Source organism: Roseobacter sp. HKCCD6576-2 (assembly GCF_013179285.1).
Lineage (GTDB): Bacteria > Pseudomonadota > Alphaproteobacteria > Rhodobacterales > Rhodobacteraceae > Rhodophyticola > Rhodophyticola oceani.
This window is the reverse complement of sequence record NZ_WVNW01000001.1, coordinates 165,845-188,425: the sequence shown is the minus strand read 5'-3', so window position 1 is coordinate 188,425 and position 22,581 is coordinate 165,845. Positions and strand designations below refer to the sequence as shown.

Here is a 22,581-nt window from a genome sequence, read left to right as displayed (position 1 = left end):
GTCGCTCCTTCAGGGTTTCGAATGGGTCATTATGTTGCGGGCCAGTCGCTCCAGCGCGGCCTTAAGCTCGGGGCTTTCCACCCCCTCGGCGGCGGCTTTGGCGGCGGCATCAATCTCTGGGCGCGGGGCAGGCGCGGCTTTCGGCTTCGCAGTGAAGGCGACGCGGCCTTCAGAAAACCCGGTCGCCGCCGTCTGTGTGATCTGGACGCGCGAGACGGCGCGATAGCCGTAACAGGCGTTCACCCGATCTTTGATCTGCTCTTTCTGCATCTCCAGCACCGGCGCATGCGCCCCGATGGTCAACAACACCAGCGTGCCGCCCAACGTACCGCCACGCCCATGGCTGATCTTGACCGGCTGCGCGATTTGCGCGGTCTCGTCACCGACAATCTCGGCCCAATGGGTCAACAGCTTGGCTTCTGAAAACCCGCGCTTCTCAAACGGCCCGCGCAACTGCCCCGCCACCAGCCGGCTTGCGGGCTGAAAACCACGGCCCTTTCGCGGGCGAGAGGTTGGCGTTGACGCGGCCATGTGAATGCTCAGGCTTTCCTTGGTTGAAGATCAATGTATCTGTGGTGCAGATGTCATCCAATAACAAGCCAAAGAGCGGGCAGATAAACCTTGCGTGATCAACAAAAAAGCGCGGCATTGCTGGACTGGTACGACGCCCATGCGCGCGATTTACCCTGGCGGGTCGGACCCTCGAAACACCAAGAAAACAAGGGGCCAAACCCCTATCGCGTGTGGCTGTCCGAGATCATGTTGCAACAGACCACGGTTGCCGCCGTCAAATCCTATTTCGAGCGCTTCACATTGCTCTGGCCCACGGTTTCTGACCTCGCGGCGGCCGAAGATAGTGTGGTTATGGGGGAATGGGCCGGTCTGGGCTATTACGCACGCGCGCGAAACCTATTGAGATGCGCCCGCGTGGTGGCAAACGAGTTCGACGGCCACTTCCCCGATACCGAAGCCGCGCTGTTGGAGCTGCCAGGCATCGGGCCTTATACCGCCGCCGCCATCGCCGCGATTGCGTTTGATCGCCCGGCGGTTGTCATGGATGGCAATGTGGAACGGGTCATGGCGCGGCTCTTTGCCATCGAAACGCCCCTGCCTGCGGCCAAACCGGAGTTGAAGGCCCTGGCCGCACGGCTCACGCCGCAGACTCGCCCTGGCGATCATGCGCAAGCGGTGATGGATCTGGGCGCGACCATCTGCACACCTCGGAACCCGGCTTGCGGTATCTGCCCGCTGCGGGAGCCTTGCGCTGCGCGGGCCAAGGGGATCGCCGTGAATCTCCCGCGCAAATCTCCGAAGAAACCGAAACCGACCCGCCAGGGTATCGCCTATCTTGCCTTGCGGGAGGATGGCGCCTGGCTGCTAGAAACCCGCCCCGACAAGGGTTTGCTTGGCGGGATGCTCGGCTGGCCCGGTACGGATTGGCGTGAGGCTGCGGCGCCGGAAGCGCCACCGCTCAAGGCCGATTGGCACGATCCGGGCGGCGAGGTCCGCCACACCTTCACCCATTTCCACCTGCGCCTGGCGCTGCGTGTCGCCTTGGTGCCGATGGCGGCGACACCAGATCGCGGCGCGTTCCTGCCACGCGCCCAATTTCGGCCATCCGACCTACCGACCGTGATGCGCAAGGCGTTTGACCTCGCGCAAGGCAGCATCGCCAAAGATTGAGATCATCGGCGGACTGCGGCACACTACGCCCGAACCCAGGCATGGAGACCCCGATGATCCCCGCTGCTCAAGTCGCCAAACTACAAAATGCGCTGCCCTTCTGGCTATCGCTTTGCCTGATCCCGCTGATCATCTTTGTCGCCAATCAGGGCGGCTGGTGGCTGCTCCTGATGCCGCTCTCGACTTGGTGGCTGTTCACCATGCTGGATGCCGCGACCGGGCTGAACCTGGAAAACGCCGATCTTGAGACCCGCGAGGAAGATCTCTTTTGGTATCGACTGGTCACGCTGATCTGGTTCCCTCTGCAGTTCTGCGTGATTTTCGGGATGATCTGGTATGTCTCTGTCACCGACCACCTAAACGTGCTTGAGCAAATCCTGCTCTTCTTCGGCGTCGGCGTGATCTCCGGCACAATTGGCATCAATTACAGCCATGAGTTGATGCATCAGAAGAGCAAGGCCGAGCGCTGGCTGGGCGATCTGCTCCTCGCCACGGTGCTCTATTCCCATTTCCGGTCCGAGCATCTTCTGGTCCATCACCGCTATGTCGGCACCAATCGCGACCCGGTGACGGCGCGCTATAACGAAGGCTTCCACCGCTTCTTCCCGCGTGTGCTGATCGAATGCTGGCGCTCGGCCTTCCGCGCCGAGAAAGCGATGCTGGCGCGCAAGGGCCTACCCTGGACCGATCTCTCCAACCCGTTTTGGCGCTATTGGGCCCTGCAAGGCGGCTTCCTTCTGCTGGCTTTTGCAATCGGCGGCACCGCGGGCGTGGCGCTCTTCATCTACCAAGCCTTCATCGCGATTTGGCAGCTTGAGCTGACCAATTATGTCGAACATTACGGCCTGACCCGGAAACATCTGGGCGACGGGAAATACGAACATGTCTTGCCGCGCCATTCCTGGAACGCGGCGCATAAGGCCTCAAACTGGCTCCTGATCAACCTGCAGCGCCATTCCGATCACCACTACAAACCCGATCGCCGCTTCCCGCTTCTGCAGAACTATACCGAAGCCGACGCGCCGCAATTGCCCTTCGGCTACCCGGTGATGACCGCCGCAGCGATGATCCCGCCAGTTTACAAGCGGATGATGAACCCGCGCGTCAAGAAATGGCGGCAGATGTATTACCCCGAGATCACCGACTGGCACCCCTATAACAAGGCGCTGCACCCAGCCCCGCGTTAGGCCGCCTGCGCCATCGGCAAATGTCCGGTCTTCACGTAGATCAGGCAGCCCTCGTCAGACCACGGATTGTGCTGCGACAGATGCGGGCTTCTGATCCAGCTGCCCGCCGGATAGTCGCCATGCTCGTCCTGAAACGTCCCTTCGATCACGAAAATCTCTTCGCCGCCCCAATGGGCATGTTGCGCGAATTTCGTCCCCGGCGCCCAGCGCACCAGCGCGACGTTTTCGCCCGTCACCGAATGCAGCGGCAGAACCGTCAGCCCCGGAACCGATCCGGGCAGAAACGCCGCCGTCTTCGTATCGATCACCTTCTGCTCGGTATCCGCCGCATCGAATTGATGGAGCTTCACCAAGATCGTACAGCCCTCGGGCCCGATATGCGGCCGATGTGAGGTGCCAATCGGGTTCCGGACATAGCTGCCGACCGGGTAGTCGCCGCTCTCGTCGGAGAAGACGCCGTCCAGCACCAGATATTCTTCGCCGCCGCCATGGGTATGGGCGTCAAACTGACTGTTCGGAGCGAAGCGCACGATGGTCGTAGCGCGCGCCACCTCATCGCCGATCCGATCCAGCATCATCCGCTCCACCCCGCTCGCAGGCGAGGAAACCCAGGCATAATCCTCGGGCCGGATCACCACACGCTCCGAAAAATCCGCGTTCACTTTCATGCCGTCTCTCCTGTCTCAATCCGCCCGCGCAAGAGCGCCACGGCCTCATCGAACCGCGCCGGCGATACACCTGCCCGCGCCACAATCTGCGCCCCCTCCACAAGGGCAAAACACGCTGCTGCCTCGGCCCTCGGGTCGGTGACGCCCGAGACCGATCCATCCCCTTGGGCGCGTCGAAACAGGGCCTCCAACCAAGCGACCGATTGCGTGCGGAAAGCTTCAACCAGGGTTTGCGTCGCCGGCGGAATCGCATCGCGCAGGGCGCTGAAGGCGACGCAAAGGCAAACCGCCTCACCACCCTTCAACGCCGCGCGATAGAGCGCCAGATAGCCGTCAAGAGCCGCACCTGCCGTCGGTTCTTCAACCAAATCCGCGAGATCATCGAAAAACCGGGCGGAATAGACCTGCATCAACCGCTCGGCCAAATCCGCCTTGGTCGGGAAGTGATAATGCACACTGGCCTTCCGAATGCCGGCCCCGGCCGCCAGATCGGCAAAGCTGAACCCGTCATAGCCGCAGCTTCGCGCCAGATCCTCCGCATGGGTTAGAAGTGTGGTTTGCATATCCATGCCTACCTACTAATAGGTAGATTTCAGAATTGCCAGACACATACCCGTGAAAAAACCCCGCCAGTCTTGGGACCAGCGGGGTAAGGGTCGTGCCTGACCCCAAGGGGCCGCAGGCACGGGCGGTATTCTTTTGAAGAGTTTAGCTCTGCATCTCCGAGCGGATTTGCTGGCGCAGCAGGTCGATCGGCACGGTCTTCCCCTCGCGGCGAAAATGCCAATAGGTCCAGCCATTGCAACTCGGCGCGCCTTCCAGCTTGGCCCCGACTTGATGGATCGAGCCTTTGGTATCCATCGCCACCAGCGTGCCATCGGCGCGAATGCGCGCGCGGTGCCGCCCATTCAAGCTGGTCAGTTCTTCGCCCGGGTTCAACAACCCGCGCTCGACCACCTGGCCGAACGGCACCCGGGGCTCGGCCCGTTTGCTCTGCGAGACCTCCAGCGAGGCACGGTCAAACTTCCGCACCTTGGAGATACGTTTCTCGGCAATCTTGCGATACTTTTCTTCCCGCTCGATCCCGATGAAATCCCGGCCCAGCTTCTTGGCCACGGCCCCGGTGGTTCCAGTGCCAAAGAACGGGTCCAGCACCACATCGCCCGGATTTGTCGCGGCCACCAGGACCCGGTGCAGCAAGCTCTCCGGCTTCTGTGTGGGATGCGCCTTGTCGCCCTTCTCATCTTTCAGCCGCTCGCCCCCATTGCAGATCGGCAGCACCCAATCAGAGCGCATTTGCACACCCTCGTTCAGCGCCTTCAGCGCCTCGTAGTTGAAGGTGTATTTCGCGCCTTCGGATTTCGAGGCCCAGATCATTGTCTCATGGGCATTGGTCAGCCGCTTGCCGCGGAAATTCGGCATCGGGTTGGACTTCCGCCAGACCACGTCATTCAGGATCCAATAGCCTTGATCCTGCAACGCCGCACCGACTCGAAAAATATTGTGATAACTGCCGATGACCCAAATCGCGCCATGCGGCTTCAAAAGCCGCTGCGCCGCTTTGAGCCACGCGCGGGTGAAAGCGTCATAGACCGCGAAACTGTCAAACTGGTCCCAGGCGTCGTCGACCGCATCCACAAGGCTGTTATTCGGCCGGTGCAGATCGCCTTTCAATTGCAGGTTATAGGGCGGATCCGCGAAGATAAGATCGACGGATGCCTCGGGCAAACTGTTCATCGCCTCGATGCAGTCGCCGGACAGAATGGTGTTGAGCGGAAGCGATTTCGCCCCCGGGCCTTTGGTCTTTGTGGTCATCACTGCCTCTGTGATTGGCGCCTCTTTTGGGCGCTGATTTGTTATCCACAAGGATGAGTCAAAGGCGATTCGGCGTCAAATTCTTTTTTGAATCAGAGGCTTAGTTATTTGCTTGATACAAGATATTGTGGACAGGTTTGAACGAACGCCTATGAGCGGGGGTCACACCCAAATCTCGCAGAGCGGCCAAATGCTCCGCCGTGCCATAACCCGCGTTCCGCTCCCATCCATAGCCGGGGTGCTGTTGCGCCAGTGCCACCATCACCCGGTCGCGCGCCACTTTCGCCACGATGGAGGCCGCCGCGATCGATAGGGATCGTGCGTCGCCTTTGATGAGCGTCGTCGCAGCGCAAGGCATATCCGGCGGCACCGTATTGCCATCAATCAGCGCATGAGATGGCAGGCGAGGGAGCCCCTCCACCGCACGACGCATCGCCAGGAGGGAAGCGCCGCGAATATTCAGCGCATCAATCTCATCGATATCCGCCCAGCCAATCGACACTTGAGCGACCTGATGCAGGGCGTCAAACAACACCTCCCGCTTTGCCTGAGGCACTTTCTTGGAATCGTTCAGCCCCTCCGGGATCGCACCCGGATCAAGCACCACAGCCGCCGCCGTCACCGGCCCCGCCAGCGGTCCGCGTCCCACCTCATCGACACCGGCGACGATGCCACCAAGGGCCTGTTCGTGGGAAAAATCTGGTCCATCTTGCATGGGGCCAGAAACCACGCCGCGCGCCCCGGCACAAGCAAAGGCGGCGGTGTTTCGCACCGCCGCCCCCTGCCTCACTGCTCGTTATTCAAACGTCAATGGCGCCAGCCGGCCTCCCGATGCCAGCCATTCTGCACCAGACACCGCCCACCATAGAGGTTGCGTGTGCCACGATAGGTTTGTACCCGCCGGATACATTCCGGCGGCAGCAACCCGGGACGGCGGACATTGTTCTGCATGCAGCGCGCGCCATAGCCACGCCGAACACCATTGCGCGTGTCGAACTCACGGAAACACCGGGCGGGTGCGACGCGCGGGCCGCGATGGCCACCGTTTCCAGCCCCGGGTCGCGGGCGTATCGGATCAGCCCGATGGTCATCATTGTTGTCCTGGATCGCGCGCCCGATGGCGTAAAGCGCGGCCAATCCGGCGAGCACACCAATGACATCCTCGGCATCGGCGGCGCGCGCCTGGTTCGGGGTTGCGGCCACGCTGGTGAACGCGAGGGCGAAAGTGAGAACCGCCACCATGGCGGATTTAGGGAGATGTTTCAGCATGGGGTCCTCCAAGTGGTCAGTGCTGATCGAGGCGCCTCCATCATGGGAAACGCGATGACCCAACCCTCACCCGAAGCTCGAAAGTCGCTCAATAACGCCGCCCCGCTATCGGATAACCGGGCGCTCAACCCCTTGCCGTTATTGAATAACGGGTCAGTTTCGCCCATCGTGGCCTCATGAAACAGCGTTTGCATAAACTCGGGCTTGCTCTGGTCCTGGCGCTTGCCGCAGGGCCGCTGCACGCGGCGTGCTTTGCCGATTACAAAGCGAAGATGGATGACCCACTCCGGCTCCACTATGGTGTGATTGAACTGCCGGACAATGCCTGCGACCCAGACGCGGCATTCAATGCCATCGCCCCGCGCGTCGCGGCAGGCGGCTGGGAATTGCTGGAAGTGATGTCGATCTTCGACGAAACCGGGTTGGACGCAAGGAGGGGTGATGCAGGACAGTTCTACCTCCGCTTCTGACACCCGCGCGGCCGGTACACGCGTGGTTCAGATCGGCATCGCCGCCATCGTCGTGATCCTCCTGGGTGCGGCGATCTTGCTGTTCCTCAGCCTGCCCGACGCGAACGCCTTCAACGAACGGGTCGAGCGGATCTTTGTCGAGAATGACACGCTGACCTCGGGCGAGTCGATCCGCCTGCTGGAAGTCCTGGCGCAATCCGGCACCTCGTTTTCCGAAGTCTTGACCAGCTACCGCGCGATCATCTTCGTGCTGCTGGTCTTTGCCACGGCCCTGCTCATCGCCTGTCTTGTCTTCCTCGTCACGATCATCGCCCTCAACCGCCGAATGGGGGAGATCGAACGCTCCGGCATTCAAGTCTCCTCCCTTATCCTCAGTCGCGAGGAACGGGTCGTGCTGCTCAACAACATGGAATTCAAACTGACCGATGCCGCGATGGAGACACTGTCGGTCCTGGCAGAGGCGCGCATGGATGACGATGTGCTCTCCGGCGCGGAGATCGAAGCCATGGTCTCTGGAAAGGACGCCGCCGATTGCGACGAAGCGGCCGGGGCGACGCGGATCAAACGCTTGCGCGACACGCTCGGCAATCAGATGGTCAGCGAGCTTCTGGTGAAAAACATCGCCCGGCGCGGCTATATGCTTGCCATCGACAAAGACGTCATCCGCATGGTCTGACCCCACGAAAAAGGGCGCGACCAGATCGGCCGCGCCCTCAAAAATGGTCTAATCAATCAGCTCAGCAGTAAGGTGCGCCGCGGCCATACCCGCCCTGGTCGGTAATCGCGCCATTGTCGCTATCGGTTACGCCGGTGAAAATACCGCCGCCACCGCGCGGGCAACTGCCGCTATCGGTCCAGGTGCCATTATCCACGTCGGCGGCCTGCGCCTGCTGCGCGGTGCCTACAACCGTGGCCGCCGCACCACCAACCGCCATCAGGCCCAAAAAGCCTCGGCGACCGGTTGCACGTTCGGTGCTGATCTCGTTATCTGTCAGGCTTTTGAGCCTGTTTTTGCGTTCCTCGGACATACGTCCCTCCCGTATTAGGTAGCCTCAATGCTGCCTGGCGCGACCGTAGTTCAGCGACGGCCCCAACGTCAACGATAGTTGCCCTCTATTATGACTCAGTAGATTGCCTAACGCGTGCCAACATGGTCAGTGTTGCATCATATAATTGCCAGGCCCGCAAAAGGACCCAGATAATGTCTCAAGATTTTGGTTTTGATTGGGCGATTGCGCCCCTGACCCGTGACGAGTTCTTCAACACCTATTTTGAAAAGAAACATGTGGTCGTGAAGCGCGGCCAGCCGGACTATTACAGCAGTCTCCTATCCTTCGCCCAGATCGACCATGTAGTGACAACGATGGGTCTCTACAGCCCCGAAATCACGGTCACCAAATCCGATGGCCACGCCCACGGAACAGATAGTGACACCGACGCTGCGCCAAAGCCCGCAACCGACAGCGACACGGCCGCGAAAACCCAGGCGACAGACAGTGCCGCCGCGCCCGCTACAGATAGCAACACCCACGGCAGCGGTGGCCACGGCGCTCATACGATCCAGCCCGGCGATTACAGCTATGAAAGCGGCTATATCGATCCGGTCCGTGTGGCGCAGCTCTTCGCCGATGGCGCGACGGTGATCCTGTCGGGGCTGCATGAGCGCCTGCCACAGCTTGGGCTTTTCTGCCGTGCATTGGAGAACGTGCTGTCCTGCCGGGCGCAGACCAATATCTACATGACACCCACGGCATCCCAAGGGTTCCGCCCGCATTACGACAGCCATGACGTTCTGGTGCTTCAGGTCGAGGGCACCAAGGAATGGCGGATCTATGACACGCCGGTCGAGTTGCCGCTGAACTCTCAAGGGTTCAACCCGCATGACGTGCCCATCGGCGAAGAGACCGATCGGTTTGTTCTTGAGCCTGGCGATATGTGCTATGTGCCACGCGGGCTGGCCCATGACGCTGTGGCAACCGACGAGACCTCACTTCATATCACCACCGGCCTGATGACCCGGAGCTGGGCCGACCTAATGGCTGAGGCGGTGAATGTGATGGCGCATAAAGACCCCGCCTTCCGTCACGCGCTTCCGCCCGGGTTTGCCAGTTCGGATTTTGACGCCTCCGCCTATGAACAGACCTTCCGCGACTTGATGCACAAGCTGGCGGATACCGCGCCCTTTGCGCCGCTTCTTTCCGGTTTCAAGCAAGAGTTCATCGCCAACCGCGTCCCGCGAGTCGAGGGGCAATTGGCGCAAGTTGGAAAGCTCGGTGATCTGTCAGGCGACAGCATCGTCGGCGCCCGTCCGCATCTGGTCTATGACATGGCCGTTATGGATGGTGGTGACGGGAAAGACCCCTCCGTCAGCGTCCTCTGCTATGGTGCCGAGATCACACTCCCGGCCCACGCGGAAACGGCGCTGCGCTATGCGCTGGAGACACCTTCGTTCAAATTGGCCGACATGCCCGGCGATCTGGACGACGCGGGCAAGATCGTTTTGGTCAAAAGACTGGTCCGCGAGGGGATGATGGTGCTGCACGACTAATACATACTCACGCACAAAAGCTCGAGAAACCTCCTCCGATCGTGCGAAAATCGCGTATGTATGGAATCTGTATGAGATCTGTATCGGATCTGCATGCCGGATATTGGCGACCCCGGCAGGACTCGAACCTGCAACCTATCCCTTAGGAGGGGATTGCTCTATCCAGTTGAGCCACGGGGCCGTCTTCGGCGTTTCTGTGGGATTTCCGCGAAAGGCGCAAGCGCGTCCATTCTCTTGGACAAGCAATTTCAGACCGCGTATCAACAAGATGACAGCGATGTAAAACGGAAACGGCGATTTGCGCGGACGCAACCCCTTTGACGGCAAACCCCAACTGACCCTTCGCGACGTGGCCGAAGCGGCGGGCGTCTCGGAAATGACCGTGAGCCGGGTCCTGAGAAATCGTGGCGATGTCTCCGAACGCACCCGCGTTCGCGTTTTCGAGGCCGCGCGAACACTTGGCTATGTGCCCAACAAAATCGCCGGCGCCCTAGCCTCGAACCGGGTGAATCTGGTGGGGGTAGTGATCCCATCGCTCTCCAATATGGTCTTCCCGGATGTCCTGAGCGGGATTGGTGACGTTCTCGACGAGACCCCCCTGCAACCGGTCATTGGCACCTCGCAATACAACCCGGAGACCGAAGAGAAGGTGATCTACGAGATGCTCTCGTGGCGCCCATCCGGGTTGATCGTCGCCGGGTTGGAACACAGCACCGCCGCCCGCGCGATGATGCGCAGCGCCGGTATTCCGGTGGTCGAAGTGATGGATATTGACGGCGCCCCGGTGGCAGCGGCGGTTGGCATCTCGCATGTTAAAGCCGGTCGTGAGATGGCCCGCGAGATTATCGCGCGCGGCTATCGTCGGATCGGCTATCTCGGCTCTGGTTCCGGGGGAGATCACCGGGCCCAAAAGCGGTTGCAAGGGTTCCGCAAGGGGCTTGAAGATGCGGGAATTGAACTCGTCGAACGCTGTTTCTATGAGGGCACCTCCGGCTTCGGCACCGGTCGCGCGATGACGGCAGAGGTTCTCACGCGCATCCCCGATCTCGACTTCCTCTACTACAACACCGACATGAACGCCGCTGGCGGCCTGCTCTACTGCCTTGAAAAAGGCATGAAAATTCCAGATGATATCGGGCTGGCCGGGTTCAACTCTTTCGAAGTGCTGGACGGGCTGCCGATGCGTATCGCCACGATGGACAGCCGCCGCAAAGAAATCGGCGCGCGGGCCGCTGAGTTGATTGCCGCCAATGCCCTTACGGATGAGGTGATTGAGTTGGATCCCGAATTCCTACCCGGCGATACGGTTCGGCCAGCCAGCTGACTGCTGAAAAACATCCGTGGCAACGCGGGCCGAGGATGGCTCCTTCAGGGGCCTGACGAGGCCCGCCCCCTTAACACTCGGGCAAGTTCACCGCCAAGCCACCCAGGCTCGTTTCCTTATACTTGGTGTTCATATCGAGGCCGGTTTGGCGCATCGCCTCGATACAATTGTCGAGCGGCATGAAATGCGTCCCGTCCCCGCGCAGGGCCAATGATGCCGCCGACACAGCTTTGATCGCCCCCAAACCATTGCGCTCGATACACGGCACCTGCACCAGACCCGCCGCCGGGTCGCAGGTCATACCCAGATGATGCTCGAGCGCGATCTCGGCTGCGTTTTCGATCTGTTCATTCGACCCGCCCAAAGCCGCACAGAGCCCTGCCGCCGCCATCGCTGCCGCTGACCCAACCTCACCCTGACAGCCGACCTCAGCGCCCGAGATCGACGCGTTGTGCTTGATCAGCCCGCCAATCGCCGCCGCCGCCATCAGGAAGTCCATCGCGCCAGCCTCGCTCGCCCCGATGCAATGCGCTTTGTAATAGCGCAGCACCGCCGGGATCACGCCCGCCGCGCCGTTGGTCGGCGCGGTCACCACCTGTCCGCCAGCCGCGTTTTCCTCATTCACCGCCATCGCATAGACGCTTAACCAATCATTCACTGTATGCGGCTGCGCGATGTTCTGCCCCGCCTCGGCCTGAAGCTGTTCATGGATCGCCTTCGCGCGTCGCTTGACCTGCAGCCCGCCCGGCAATTCGCCCTCGATCCGCAATCCGCGGTCGATGCAGGCATCCATCACACCGCGCAGAGCCGCGACTTTCTGCGTCACAGACCCACGATCCGAAACTGCCAACTCATTGGCCCATTTCATCTCGACAATGCTTTTGCCCGACCGGCGCCCCATCTCCAGCATCTCTGCGGCGGACCCAAACGGATAGGGATAGCCGACCTCCTCCTTTTCGGCGTGAAACTGCGCGGCACCGCCATGGCTTTGCGCCTCCAACTCGGCAGCGGTCAGCACGAAGCCACCGCCAATCGAGTAATAGGTCTCTTCCAGGTAGAGGTTTCCCGCATCGTCAAAGGCGCGCAGGATCATCCCGTTGGCATGGCCCGGCAGCGTCTTGTCATAGTCGAACACCAAATCCCGCGCCGGGTCGAAGCGCAATTCCGGCAACCCCTCAGGTGTCACACGCCCAGTTTCCATGACCTCGGCTTCGATCGAGGCCGCTGCATCCGGGTCCAACGTATCGGGGCGGAGTCCGCAGAGCCCCAATATCACCGCGCGGTCGGTCGCATGGCCTTTGCCGGTGAAGGCCAAGGACCCGTGAAGTGAACAGAACAGCGCCGCGACCTCGCCCGCGCCCGGCTCTCGCTCGCGCCCATTGCGCAGGTCGTCGAGAAACCGCGCCGCCGCACTCATTGGGCCCATAGTGTGGGACGAAGACGGCCCAATGCCGATCTTGAAGATGTCGAAGATACTTAGAAACATTGGCCGACGCGCTCCCTTGGATGGGCGGACCATAAGCCAAAGCCAAGGCTTGCCAACCCGGATTGCGACCAGCGCGTGATGGGCTGCGACCTCAACGCGGGATCATCGCCCCGCTTGGCTCCAGCCTGGACAGATCATAGCCGTTGAACGCCAGCACCTCGCGCGCCGCAATCAGACGGTCTGCCGGGATCACCGGATCGCGATTGAGGATCCACCCTGCACGCCCATTGGGTTGGCCGATCACCGCTGTCCGATAGCCTTCATCGACCCATAACACCCAATAGGGGGCCGATGCCGGCACCCCTGACAACCTGAGCGAAAATCGGCCCGGCCCGGATTGTGTCGCCCGGCCAGCGATGGTGCGAATTGCGTCGCCATTTGCATCAAGACAAGTGTTCTGCACCAAGATTTCGCCGACAAGCCCCAAAGAATAATCGGCGATGGCCCCTGCGCAACCGTCTTGGAAGGCATTCGGATAGCGCGCCACCTCATACCAGCGGCCAAGATAGCGGTTCGGGTCAAAACTCGCGTTGGAGGCGATCGTGACAGAGGGATCGCGGTAGCTCGGCGCGGCGAGGCCGCACGCAGCAAGCAAGAGCAGAATTGGTATCAGACGCATAGGGGCCTCGCCATCTGGGGCTCGAACCATACCCTCGGGCAGTTTTTCGGGCCGAGCAAGCATCACGACAGAGGTCGATCCCGACGAAAAACGTCAGAAACTCGGCCAGCGCATCTTGTGCCTCCCATCCCGCATCGCCTAGAGCAGGGGCATGTCACGGCGCTCTTCTTCCACCAAACGTCTTAGTTGGCTCGCTTGGCTGGCCGCAGGCCTCTGCCTGCTGCCGATTTGCGCGGTGATCCTGGCGGCGACTATGGGCGGTCTCGACACGGTGCGAAGCCTGCTTGGCACGGTTCTGCCCCGCTATGCGGGAACGACCGCCGCCTTGGTGCTAATCGTTGGCTTGGGCACAGCGGTGATCGGAACCGGTGCGGCCTGGCTGGTGACGATGACCCGCTTCGCCGGACGGCAGGTGCTTGAGATCATGCTGGCGCTGCCGCTGGCCTTCCCGGCCTATGTGCTCGCCTATGCCTATACGGATTTCTTGGATCACCCGGGCTGGGTGCAAACGACGCTGCGCGATCTGACGGGCTGGGGGCCGCGCGACTACTGGTTCCCGGAAATCCGTTCGCTTGGCGGTGCGGCGGCGATGCTGACCTTCGTGCTCTACCCTTATGTCTACCTGCTCGCGCGAGCGGCCTTCTTGCAGCAATCGGCCACGGCCTATATCGCGGCGCGGACACTTGGCCAAACGCCTTGGGGCGCGTTCCTGAGGGTGTCGCTGCCTATCGCCCGGCCCGCCATCGCGGGTGGCATGCTGCTCGCCATCATGGAGACCTTGGCCGATTTTGGCACAGTCTCGTATTTCGCCGTACAGACTTTCGCCACCGGCATCTACCAAAGCTGGTTCGCCTTTTTCGATCGGGCTGCGGCGGCGCAACTGGCGCTCTGCCTGCTGGTTGTGGCCTTGGTCGTTGCCTCCCTCGAACGCATGCAGCGGAGAGATCAGCGCCATCATGGCGCGGGCCGCCGGTTTGAACGGATGCAGCCGATCGAGTTGACGGGTGCGAAGGCCGTGGGCGCCATCGTATTTTGCGGATTGCCGGTGTTGCTCGGCTTCATCGGCCCGACGATTCTGCTGATCACGATGGGGTGGGACTCGGGCCAGATTCTGTTCACCCCGCGTTACTTGGCCTTCTTGCAGAACTCCGTAACGCTTGCGGCAATTGCCGCCGTCCTAACGGTCGCGGCGGCCGTGTTTCTCGGCTTCAACGCCAGGCTGCACCCGACAAGACCTGCGCGGACCGCCGTGCAGATCGCCGGGATCGGCTACGCCGTCCCTGGCGGGGTCATCGCGGTTGGACTTCTCGTACCGTTTGCCGCCTTCGACAACGCCGTCGACGCCTTCATGGAAGCGAATTTCGGGATCGATACGGGCCTTCTGATCACCGGCTCGATCTGGCTGATGATCGTTGCCTATATGGTCCGCTTCATGGCGGTCGCGATCAACACCTATGAGTCGGGTATGTCCACGGTGAACCCGAACCTCGATGCCGTCTCGCGAACGCTTGGCCATGATCCAAGCTCGATGCTGCGCCGGGTGCATATCCCAATCATCAGCCCTTCGGTCCTGACAGCACTTTTGATCGTCTTCGTGGATGTGATGAAAGAGCTGCCCGCCACACTCATCTTGCGGCCGTTCAATTACGACACACTCGCGGTGCAGGCGCATCGCCTGGCCGCCGATGAACGCTTGCACGAGGCTGCGGTGCCAAGCCTGGTGATCGGGGCGGTCGGCCTCTTGCCGGTCGCGCTCTTGTGTTGGGGCATCGGTCGCGAATCTCGCCGGGCGCAAGATATGCGCCACGCCACCCCAGCGAAAACATAGCCCAAAGAGAAACGGGCGCCCGCTATGGGCGCCCGCTAAATTCATGCAACCGTTGATGGTAGGGATTATTCCCAGCCAGCGGCGTTCAGGATTTCCGTTGCGGTCTCGATATTGTCCGCGATCTCGGACAGATCGATCACGTCGGGGCGGAAGAAGCCCAGTTCGGCAACCGACGGAGCCAATGCCACACCAGGCACAGCAGGGTACTCGTCATTACCGGCCGAGAAGTATTCCTGCGCCTGGTCGGAGGCGAGATACTCAAGGAAGGCAATCGCGTTCTCACGGTTCGGCGCATGCGCCGCAACACCACCGCCCGAGATGTTCATGTGAGCGCCAAGGTCGTTTTGGTTCGGGAACACCCATTCAATCATGTCGAGACTGTCCGACAGACCATCAACCGGTCTCCGGATCGCGCGCGCGAAATAGTAGGTGTTCGACATGGCGATATCACATTCGCCCGACACGATGCCACGCAGCTGATCGGTATCGCCGCCCTGCGGGTCACGCGCGAAATTGCCGACCACGGCTTCGGCCCATTCGGCCACAGCCTCTTCACCCAGATGGGCCACCAAGGCCGCGGTGATGTTCTGTGTGTAGACGTTGGTCGAGGAGCGGATGCAAATCTGCCCTTCATATTCGGGGCTCGCCAGATCTTGATAGGTCTGCGGTGGGTTCGGCACATCAGCGGGATCGTAGAACAGGATGCGCGAACGCTGCGAGAAGCCGAACCAACGGTTGTCATCGTCCTGCAAGAATGCCGGGATGCTCGCTTCGAGCACATCGCTCTCGGTCGGCTGCAACAGGCCAAGGTTGGCGGCGCGCGCCAGGCGTACGGTGTCGACGGTCAGGAAGACGTCAGCGGGGCTGTTCTCGCCCTCGGCTTCCATCCGCGCGATCAGCTCGTCGGCATTGCCTTCGATCCGGTTGATGGTGATGCCGGTCAGATCGGTGAAGTCAGAATAGAGACGCTCATCGGTGTCGTAGTGACGCGAGGAATACAGGTTCAACTCTTGCGCCTCGGCAGCGGTCAGCGCGCTTGCGGCGATGGTCGTGCCCAAAAGGACGGCCAGTGTGCGGGTCATTGGAGAAGCTCCGTTGTTAGAATTTGGTATTACCTGACCGTTTTTGTCGGTTGGGTGCCGGTGTTGAACCCGATCGCTCTTGGGGTGTCAAGAATATCCGACAGAAAACATCGGAAATCCTATTGGCAGCGTTGGTCTTGCCGTTCGGCGACGCGAGTTGCAGGGTGCCTGGCAAGGGAAGGTGGTATCTTGTGAAGGCTGGTATCGGGTTTTTGGTGCTGGGCTATGTGCTCAGTCAGTTTTATCGCGCGTTTTTAGCCGTTTTGGCGCCGGTTCTAGAGGCTGATATCGGGGCAAGCACCGATGACCTCGCTCGCGCATCAGGCCTTTGGTTCGCGGCCTTTGCCTTGATGCAATTGCCGGTTGGTTGGGCGCTTGATCATCTTGGTCCGCGGCGCACCTCCTCTATTCTCTTCGCACTTGGGGGTGCAGGTGGGGCCGCGCTCTTTGCTGTCGCGCAAGGGCCTGTGGCGATTCAGATTGCGATGGTTCTAATCGGCCTCGGCTGCGCGCCGGTCTTGATGGCCAGCTATTTCATTTTTGCCCGCGTCTACTCGCCGGGCGTCTTTGCGACACTCGCCGGATTGACCGTGGGCGTCAGTTCTCTCGGCAATATCGCCAGCGCTTTGCCGATGGCCTGGGCGGTGGAGGCCATCGGTTGGCGCGAAACCGTCGCGGGTTTGGCGGCGCTGACTCTTGCGGTTGCAGCGGGGATGGCGCTTTTGGTCCGCGACCCAGAGAAGCTCGACGGCACAACACGCGGATCGCTGTTCGATCTGCTCCGCAATCCCGGGCTCTGGCTGATCCTACCGCTGATGTTCATATGCTACGCCCCCGCAGCGGGCATGAGGGGGCTCTGGATTGCGCCCTATGTAACCGACATCTACGGTGCCGATCTTGTTCAAATTGGCCATGTCACTTTAGCGATGAGCATCGCGATGGTGATCGGCAGCTTTGCTTATGGACCGCTTGATCGACTCTTTGGCACGCGAAAATGGGTCCTGCTGCCGGGCAACCTCCTGGCTGGCCTACTCTGCATCGTTTTCTGGTTTGCCCCGCCAACGACCCTCTGGAGTGCAACGGTCCTTTTTGCCGCGATTGGGCTTTTCGGAGCGTCTTATCCAATGATGATCGCCCATGGGCGGAGCTTCTTTCCACCACATTTGATGGGGCGCGGCGTCACCCTCTTGAATCTATTTGGCATGGGCGGCGCCGGGGTGATGCAATTTGCGAGCGGACCCTATTTTGCGCATCTCTCGACCCGGAATGATCCCGAAGCGGCCTATGCCGCGCTCTTCGGGGCGTTCGGCGTTGTCGTGCTGATCGGCGTTGCAATCTATCTGTTCAGCCAGGATCGCACCGACTGAGGCTTGCGCGCCACGCAGGGCCGTTTCCCGCATGACCCCCTAGCCAATCCGGGCCAAGCGCCGTATGGCCGCCGGAAACGTGCACCCGGCCGTGACCCGGCCCAGACGGAGACACCCTATATGTCCCCTGATTTCCTCACCCGCATGCGGGTCGATTGGCTTGGCAATATCCGCGGCGACTTGCTGTCGGGCTTGGTTGTGGCGCTCGCATTGATCCCTGAGGCGATTGCCTTCTCGATCATCGCCGGTGTCGATCCGAAGATTGGGCTCTACGCGTCTTTCTCGATCGCCGTCATCACGGCCATCGCAGGTGGGCGCCCCGGAATGATCTCGGCGGCAACGGCGGCGACAGCAGTTCTGATGGTGACGCTGGTTCGCGACCACGGGCTGGAGTATCTCCTGGCCGCGACGGTTCTGGCCGGTTTGCTGCAGATTGCAGCGGGAGCCTTGAAACTCGGGCGTGTGATGCGCTTTGTCTCTCGTTCGGTGATGACGGGGTTCGTGAACGCGCTGGCAATCCTGATCTTCCTGGCGCAATTGCCCGAGCTGATCGGGGTGCCATGGCTGACCTATGTGATGGTCGCGGGCGGGTTGGCGATCATCTATCTCTTCCCCTATCTGACCACCGCGATCCCCTCACCCTTGGTCTGCATCCTTGTCCTGACCTCGCTGGCGTTGGTCTTCGGGATGGATCTGCGCACCGTGGGCGATATGGGCGAATTGCCCGATACACTGCCGATGTTCCTGATCCCCGATATCCCACTCACCTGGGAAACCTTGCAGATCATCCTGCCCTACTCCGCCGCAGTGGCCGCAGTGGGCCTGCTTGAAAGCCTAATGACGGCGCAGATCGTCGATGATCTGACGGATACAAAATCGGACAAGAACCAGGAATGCATTGGTCAAGGCATCGCCAACACCGCAACCGGATTCATCGGCGGCATGGCAGGCTGTGCGATGATTGGTCAGTCGATGATCAACGTGAAATCCGGCGGTCGCGGGCGGCTCAGCTGCTTTGCGGCGGGTGTGTTCCTTCTGATCCTGATCGTTGTGCTCGGCGACATCGTCTCGATCATTCCGATGGCGGCGCTGGTTGCGATCATGATCATGGTGTCGATCGGAACCTTCTCTTGGTCGTCGATCAAGAACCTCCGCGATCACCCGCGCAGCTCTTCAATCGTCATGCTCGCCACGGTGATTGTCACGGTCTACACCCACAACCTGGCGATTGGGGTGCTGACCGGTGTGCTGCTGTCCGGCATTTTCTTCGCGGGTAAGATCGCCCAACTCTTCAAGATCACATCCGAGTTGTCCGACGATGAAACAACGCGGACTTATCACGTGCATGGGCAGTTGTTCTTCGCCTCCGCCGATGATTTTGCGGCGGCATTTGACTTTGGCGAGGTTTTGGAGCGGGTCGTGATCGACGTCACCCGCGCCCATATCTGGGACATCTCGTCTGTTACCGCGCTGGACATGGCCGTGCTGAAATTCCGCAGAGATGGCGCGGAGGTTGAAATCAAAGGCCTAAACCAAGCGTCCGAAACCATCGTGGATCGGCTGGCCGAGCATGACAAACCCGGCGCAATGGAGCGCCTTATGGGCCATTGAGGGAGAGCGGCATGGGCAAGATTATCGCATTGGTAGACGGCTCGACCTATTCGGAAAGCGTCTGCGATCACGCGGCCTGGGTAGCAAAGGGCAAAGGCTGGTCAGTGGATATCCTCCATGTGATCGGGCGGCGCGATGAAAGCACGGACCCGCGCAACCTGTCCGGCAATATCGGCTTGGGCGCGCGCACAGCACTGCTGCACGAACTGGCCGAGCTTGATGCGCAGCGCGCCAAACTGGCGCAGAAGCGCGGGCGCGCGATTTTGGAAGATGCGGTGGCGCGGGTCAGCGCCGATGGAGTTGAGGCGCATTCCAAGCTGCGTATGGGCGACCTGGTCGAAACGCTTCGCGAGATGGAGACCGAGGCCGACCTGGTCATCGTTGGGAAACGCGGCGAGGCGGCAGATTTCGCCACGATGCATCTGGGCAGCAATTTGGAGCGCGCCGTGCGTTCCTCGACCAAGCCGGTCTTGGTCGCCTCCCGGGCGTTTCAACCAGTGAAGAAGCTGCTGGTGGCTTTCGATGGCGGGACGTCCGCCCTGAAAGCGGTCGATCACATTGCACGGTCGGAGCTTTTCGCCGGTCTCGATATTCACCTGCTGACCGTCGGTAGCGAGAGCACCGCTGCGAAACGCGGGATCGAAGGGGCGGCGGCGCTCTTGAAGGGGGCGGGCTATGAGGTGACCTGCGAGATCGTGGCGGGCGAGCCGGATAAGGTGATTGCCGACCGCGCCGAAGCGCATGATTTCGATCTGTTGATCATGGGGGCCTATGGCCATTCCCGGATCAGGAGCCTCTTTATCGGCTCAACCACGACTGAGATGATCCGCTCCTGCAAGGTGCCTGTCTTGCTGTTCCGCTAACAAATGGTGCTTGCGCCGGTGGCACCTGTTCGATGCCTCCGGCGGGGATATTTATGAAGCAGAGAAGCCCGGGGGGTTCCCGACGCTCAGGCCGCACGGCGACGGCGGGGCCGGCGCGGCTTGCGGTTGCTGTTGTTACCTTGCGGTTTGCCTGCGCCTTGGCCTTGCGGCTTGTTGCCACCGCCGCCTTGACCACGGCGGCGTTGACCACCTCTGCGGCCGGTTTTCTCGGGTTTGACAGCGGCGGGTCGCGTGCCGCCAGCGACTGGGATCTCGATCTTCATCAGCTTTTCGATCTGGTTCAGATAGTCGATCTCATCGGCGGCGCAGAACGAGATCGCCTCGCCCTCACGGCCCGCCCGTGCGGTGCGCCCAATCCGGTGCACATAATTGTCTGGCACATTTGGCAGGTCGAAATTCACTACATAGGCCACGCCTGGGATGTCGATACCGCGCGCGGCCACATCGGTGGCCACCAGAATGGTGATTTGGCCGTCGCGGAAGGCTTTGATCGCCCGGTCACGCTGACCTTGCGATTTGTTGCCATGGATCGAGGCGGCATTGAACCCATCGGCAACCAAGCCTTTCATCAGCTTTTCGGCACCATGTTTGGTGCGGGAAAAAACCAGAGTCAGCGCGTCGAGATCACGGGAGAGAACCTCGCGGAGCTTCGTTGGCTTATCGGCCTTTTCGACAAAATGGACCGATTGGGTGATCTTGTCAGCGGCTTTGCCCGGGGGCGAGACCTGTACCCGGCGCGGGTTGGTTAGGTAGGCCTGGCTGATCTCTTCCATCTGCTTCGGCATCGTGGCCGAGAACAGCATGGTTTGGCGCGGCGTGCCCAGTTTCGGGGCGATACGGCGCAGCGCGTGGATAAAGCCCATATCGAGCATCTGATCGGCCTCATCCAGCACCAGATGCTGAACCGTGTGCAGCTTCACCGCACCACGATCCATCAGGTCGATCAGCCGGCCCGGTGTCGCGACGAGGATATCCGTGCCTCGCTCCAAACGCTTCATTTGCGCATTGATCGACTGGCCGCCAACGACGACCTGCACTTTCAATGGTGTGCCAGTGGTAAAGACCCGCAGGCTTTCGGCGATCTGATTGGTCAGCTCGCGGGTGGGCGCAAGGACCAGCGCCTTTGCCGTTTTGGGATCGGGTTTGCCGGGCAGCGCCAAGAGGTGCTCAATCAAAGGCAGGCCAAAAGCCAGGGTCTTGCCGGTGCCGGTTTGGGCCAAGCCCATGATGTCATGGCCGTCGAGGGCAAGCGGAATCGCCTGGTTTTGAATCGGTGTGGGTTCTGTGAAGCCGGTTTTCTTCAACGCGGTCATCAAGGTCGGCGAGAGGCCGAGCATATCGAAATCGAACAAAGTGTACCTTTCTGGCGCGGAGCCACATCGGCGCCCGCGCGATAACATGAGTCGGGGCCGCGACGAAGCGCGGCGGCGAAGGGTGCGACCTGACGCTAATCTACGCGGGCTAATCCCGCGCAAACCGGCCAAATCGTCAGACCCTGCGTGATGGGGACTGTTGGGAATCTTCATCCTGTAGCGCGATCAAGGCGCGCGGCTGCTCACGCGGCAGCGCAGAATGCTTGAAAAGGCACATGTCGCTTCGCAGTGTATAAGTCAAGCCGTGCGAGGGCTTTTCCTTTCGACCTGCATCCATTATGTGCCGCGCATCCACACCTAAAGGATAAGGAAAAATGGGCTATAGAGTCGTTATCGCGGGCGCCACGGGCAATGTGGGCCGCGAAATGCTGAACATCCTGGCCGAGCGCCAGTTTCCGGTCGATGAGATCGCGGTCTTGGCATCGCGCAAATCTCTCGGCACCGAATGCAGCTTTGGCGACGAAACCCTGACCACAAAGGATCTGGATACGTTCGATTTCACCGGATGGGATATCGCGCTGTTCGCGATCGGCTCCGATGCGACGAAAACCTACGCGCCCAGGGCCGCCAAGGCCGGCTGCGTGGTGATCGATAACTCCTCGCTCTACCGCTATGACCCGGACGTGCCGCTGGTCGTGCCGGAGGTAAATCCCGAGGCGGTGGATGGCTATGCCAAGAAAAATATCATCGCGAACCCGAATTGCTCGACGGCGCAGATGGTCGTCGCGCTGAAGCCGCTGCATGACCGCGCAACGATCAAACGCGTGGTGGTCTCGACCTATCAATCGGTCTCGGGCGCGGGCAAAGGCGGCATGGATGAGCTCTGGGATCAGACCAAGGGCATGTATGTCCCGGGTCAGGAAAAAGACCCCGATCAGTTCACCAAACAGATCGCCTTCAACGTGATCCCGCATATCGACAAGTTCATGGATAGCGGCGAGACCAAAGAAGAATGGAAGATGGTCGCGGAGACCAAGAAGATCGTTGATCCGAAGATCAAGGTCACGGCAACTTGCGTTCGCGTTCCGGTGTTCGTCGGGCATTCCGAAGCGGTGAATATCGAGTTCGAAGACTTCCTCGACGAAGATGAAGCGCGCGATATCTTGCGGGAAAGCCCGGGGATCATGGTGGTCGATAAGCGCGAAGATGGCGGTTACACGACGCCGGTGGAATGCGTCGGCGACTACGCGACCTTCATCAGCCGTATCCGCCAGGATTCTACCATTGATAACGGTCTGAACCTCTGGTGCGTATCTGACAATCTACGCAAGGGCGCAGCCTTGAACGCGGTGCAGATCGCCGAGACGCTTGGCAAGCGCGCGCTGAAAAAAGGCTGAGATCTACGCCGGTTATTGAATAACCGGCGC

At 60.8% G+C, this 22,581-nt stretch carries 22 protein-coding genes and 1 tRNA gene; 11 read left to right on the top strand and 12 right to left on the bottom strand.

Annotated elements, in window-relative coordinates; all coding sequences use genetic code 11:
• Positions 1–9 precede the first annotated feature (9 nt).
• Complete coding sequence (locus GTF44_RS00930; protein WP_145213346.1) at positions 10–531, bottom strand: DUF721 domain-containing protein; 522 nt, start codon at positions 529–531, stop codon at positions 10–12.
• Positions 532–621: 90 nt separating this feature from the next.
• Between GTF44_RS00930 and mutY the strand changes: the two genes are divergently transcribed.
• Both mutY and GTF44_RS00920 read left to right on the top strand, forming a co-directional pair.
• Complete coding sequence (gene mutY, locus GTF44_RS00925) at positions 622–1,683, top strand: A/G-specific adenine glycosylase (RefSeq protein ID WP_171559263.1); 1,062 nt, start codon at positions 622–624, stop codon at positions 1,681–1,683.
• Positions 1,684–1,736: 53 nt separating this feature from the next.
• Positions 1,737–2,870 (top strand): alkane 1-monooxygenase, encoded by a 1,134-nt coding sequence (locus GTF44_RS00920; RefSeq protein WP_171559259.1) that lies wholly within the window; start codon positions 1,737–1,739, stop codon positions 2,868–2,870.
• Here the strand turns inward: GTF44_RS00920 and GTF44_RS00915 are convergent.
• The 5 genes from GTF44_RS00915 to GTF44_RS00895 form a co-directional block, all read right to left on the bottom strand.
• Positions 2,867–3,538, bottom strand: a complete 672-nt coding sequence (locus tag GTF44_RS00915) for a cupin domain-containing protein (RefSeq protein WP_171559256.1) — start codon at positions 3,536–3,538, stop codon at positions 2,867–2,869. The two genes, GTF44_RS00920 and GTF44_RS00915, sit on opposite strands and share 4 nt — an antisense overlap.
• Positions 3,535–4,101 carry a TetR/AcrR family transcriptional regulator gene (locus GTF44_RS00910; RefSeq protein ID WP_216364835.1) on the bottom strand — a complete coding sequence of 189 codons (567 nt, stop codon included), beginning with the start codon at positions 4,099–4,101 and terminating at the stop codon, positions 3,535–3,537. Before GTF44_RS00910 ends, GTF44_RS00915 begins: the two co-directional genes overlap by 4 nt.
• Before the next feature lie 145 nt (positions 4,102–4,246).
• The gene (locus GTF44_RS00905; protein WP_171559251.1) at positions 4,247–5,353 is read right to left on the bottom strand and encodes a site-specific DNA-methyltransferase; all 1,107 of its coding nucleotides are present in this window, start codon (positions 5,351–5,353) and stop codon (positions 4,247–4,249) included.
• 100 nt (positions 5,354–5,453) lie between these two features.
• Positions 5,454–6,068 carry a ribonuclease HII gene (locus tag GTF44_RS00900; protein ID WP_171559618.1) on the bottom strand — a complete coding sequence of 205 codons (615 nt, stop codon included), beginning with the start codon at positions 6,066–6,068 and terminating at the stop codon, positions 5,454–5,456.
• 92 nt (positions 6,069–6,160) lie between these two features.
• A complete protein-coding gene (locus GTF44_RS00895; RefSeq protein ID WP_171559248.1) occupies positions 6,161–6,622 on the bottom strand; it encodes a hypothetical protein in 462 nt (153 codons plus the stop codon).
• Positions 6,623–6,798: 176 nt separating this feature from the next.
• Between GTF44_RS00895 and GTF44_RS00890 the strand changes: the two genes are divergently transcribed.
• Together GTF44_RS00890 and GTF44_RS00885 are read left to right on the top strand one after the other, a co-directional pair.
• Positions 6,799–7,092 carry a hypothetical protein gene (locus GTF44_RS00890; protein ID WP_171559246.1) on the top strand — a complete coding sequence of 98 codons (294 nt, stop codon included), beginning with the start codon at positions 6,799–6,801 and terminating at the stop codon, positions 7,090–7,092.
• On the top strand, positions 7,064–7,768 hold the full coding sequence (locus tag GTF44_RS00885; RefSeq protein ID WP_171559243.1) for a response regulator transcription factor: 705 nt from the start codon (positions 7,064–7,066) through the stop codon (positions 7,766–7,768). Before GTF44_RS00890 ends, GTF44_RS00885 begins: the two co-directional genes overlap by 29 nt.
• Before the next feature lie 61 nt (positions 7,769–7,829).
• Here GTF44_RS00885 and GTF44_RS00880 read toward each other — a convergent pair whose 3' ends face one another.
• Entirely contained in the window at positions 7,830–8,120 is a 291-nt protein-coding gene (locus GTF44_RS00880; protein ID WP_171559240.1) for a hypothetical protein, read from the bottom strand.
• 173 nt (positions 8,121–8,293) lie between these two features.
• Between GTF44_RS00880 and GTF44_RS00875 the strand changes: the two genes are divergently transcribed.
• Entirely contained in the window at positions 8,294–9,640 is a 1,347-nt protein-coding gene (locus tag GTF44_RS00875) for a cupin domain-containing protein (protein WP_171559238.1), read from the top strand.
• Positions 9,641–9,744: 104 nt separating this feature from the next.
• Here GTF44_RS00875 and GTF44_RS00870 read toward each other — a convergent pair.
• Positions 9,745–9,821, bottom strand: a tRNA-Arg gene (locus GTF44_RS00870).
• 117 nt (positions 9,822–9,938) lie between these two features.
• Between GTF44_RS00870 and GTF44_RS00865 the strand changes: the two genes are divergently transcribed.
• Positions 9,939–10,964: a LacI family DNA-binding transcriptional regulator gene (locus GTF44_RS00865; RefSeq protein WP_171559235.1), complete on the top strand. Its 1,026-nt coding sequence runs from the start codon at positions 9,939–9,941 to the stop codon at positions 10,962–10,964.
• 70 nt (positions 10,965–11,034) lie between these two features.
• Here GTF44_RS00865 and GTF44_RS00860 read toward each other — a convergent pair whose 3' ends face one another.
• A complete protein-coding gene (locus tag GTF44_RS00860) occupies positions 11,035–12,450 on the bottom strand; it encodes an L-serine ammonia-lyase (protein ID WP_171559233.1) in 1,416 nt (471 codons plus the stop codon).
• A 91-nt stretch (positions 12,451–12,541) separates the two neighbouring features.
• The gene (locus GTF44_RS00855; RefSeq protein ID WP_171559230.1) at positions 12,542–13,069 is read right to left on the bottom strand and encodes a lipocalin family protein; all 528 of its coding nucleotides are present in this window, start codon (positions 13,067–13,069) and stop codon (positions 12,542–12,544) included.
• 151 nt (positions 13,070–13,220) lie between these two features.
• On the opposite strand from GTF44_RS00855, the gene GTF44_RS00850 reads away from it, so the two are divergent.
• A complete protein-coding gene (locus GTF44_RS00850; protein WP_171559227.1) occupies positions 13,221–14,897 on the top strand; it encodes an iron ABC transporter permease in 1,677 nt (558 codons plus the stop codon).
• Between the two features lie 65 nt (positions 14,898–14,962).
• Here GTF44_RS00850 and GTF44_RS00845 read toward each other — a convergent pair whose 3' ends face one another.
• The gene (locus GTF44_RS00845) at positions 14,963–15,979 is read right to left on the bottom strand and encodes an extracellular solute-binding protein (RefSeq protein ID WP_171559224.1); all 1,017 of its coding nucleotides are present in this window, start codon (positions 15,977–15,979) and stop codon (positions 14,963–14,965) included.
• A 191-nt stretch (positions 15,980–16,170) separates the two neighbouring features.
• Here GTF44_RS00845 and GTF44_RS00840 point away from each other — a divergent pair, with 191 nt between their 5' ends.
• From GTF44_RS00840 to GTF44_RS00830, 3 genes are all read left to right on the top strand, one after another.
• Positions 16,171–17,346, top strand: coding sequence for an MFS transporter (locus GTF44_RS00840; RefSeq protein WP_171559220.1), 1,176 nt, complete (start codon positions 16,171–16,173; stop codon positions 17,344–17,346).
• A gap of 144 nt (positions 17,347–17,490) precedes the next feature.
• The gene (locus GTF44_RS00835) at positions 17,491–18,957 is read left to right on the top strand and encodes a SulP family inorganic anion transporter (RefSeq protein ID WP_216364898.1); all 1,467 of its coding nucleotides are present in this window, start codon (positions 17,491–17,493) and stop codon (positions 18,955–18,957) included.
• Positions 18,958–18,968: 11 nt separating this feature from the next.
• Complete coding sequence (locus GTF44_RS00830; RefSeq protein WP_171559213.1) at positions 18,969–19,820, top strand: universal stress protein; 852 nt, start codon at positions 18,969–18,971, stop codon at positions 19,818–19,820.
• A gap of 86 nt (positions 19,821–19,906) precedes the next feature.
• Here GTF44_RS00830 and GTF44_RS00825 read toward each other — a convergent pair whose 3' ends face one another.
• Entirely contained in the window at positions 19,907–21,193 is a 1,287-nt protein-coding gene (locus GTF44_RS00825) for a DEAD/DEAH box helicase (RefSeq protein WP_171559211.1), read from the bottom strand.
• Between the two features lie 335 nt (positions 21,194–21,528).
• Between GTF44_RS00825 and GTF44_RS00820 the strand changes: the two genes are divergently transcribed.
• Complete coding sequence (locus GTF44_RS00820) at positions 21,529–22,551, top strand: aspartate-semialdehyde dehydrogenase (protein WP_145213404.1); 1,023 nt, start codon at positions 21,529–21,531, stop codon at positions 22,549–22,551.
• Positions 22,552–22,581: the final 30 nt, after the last annotated feature.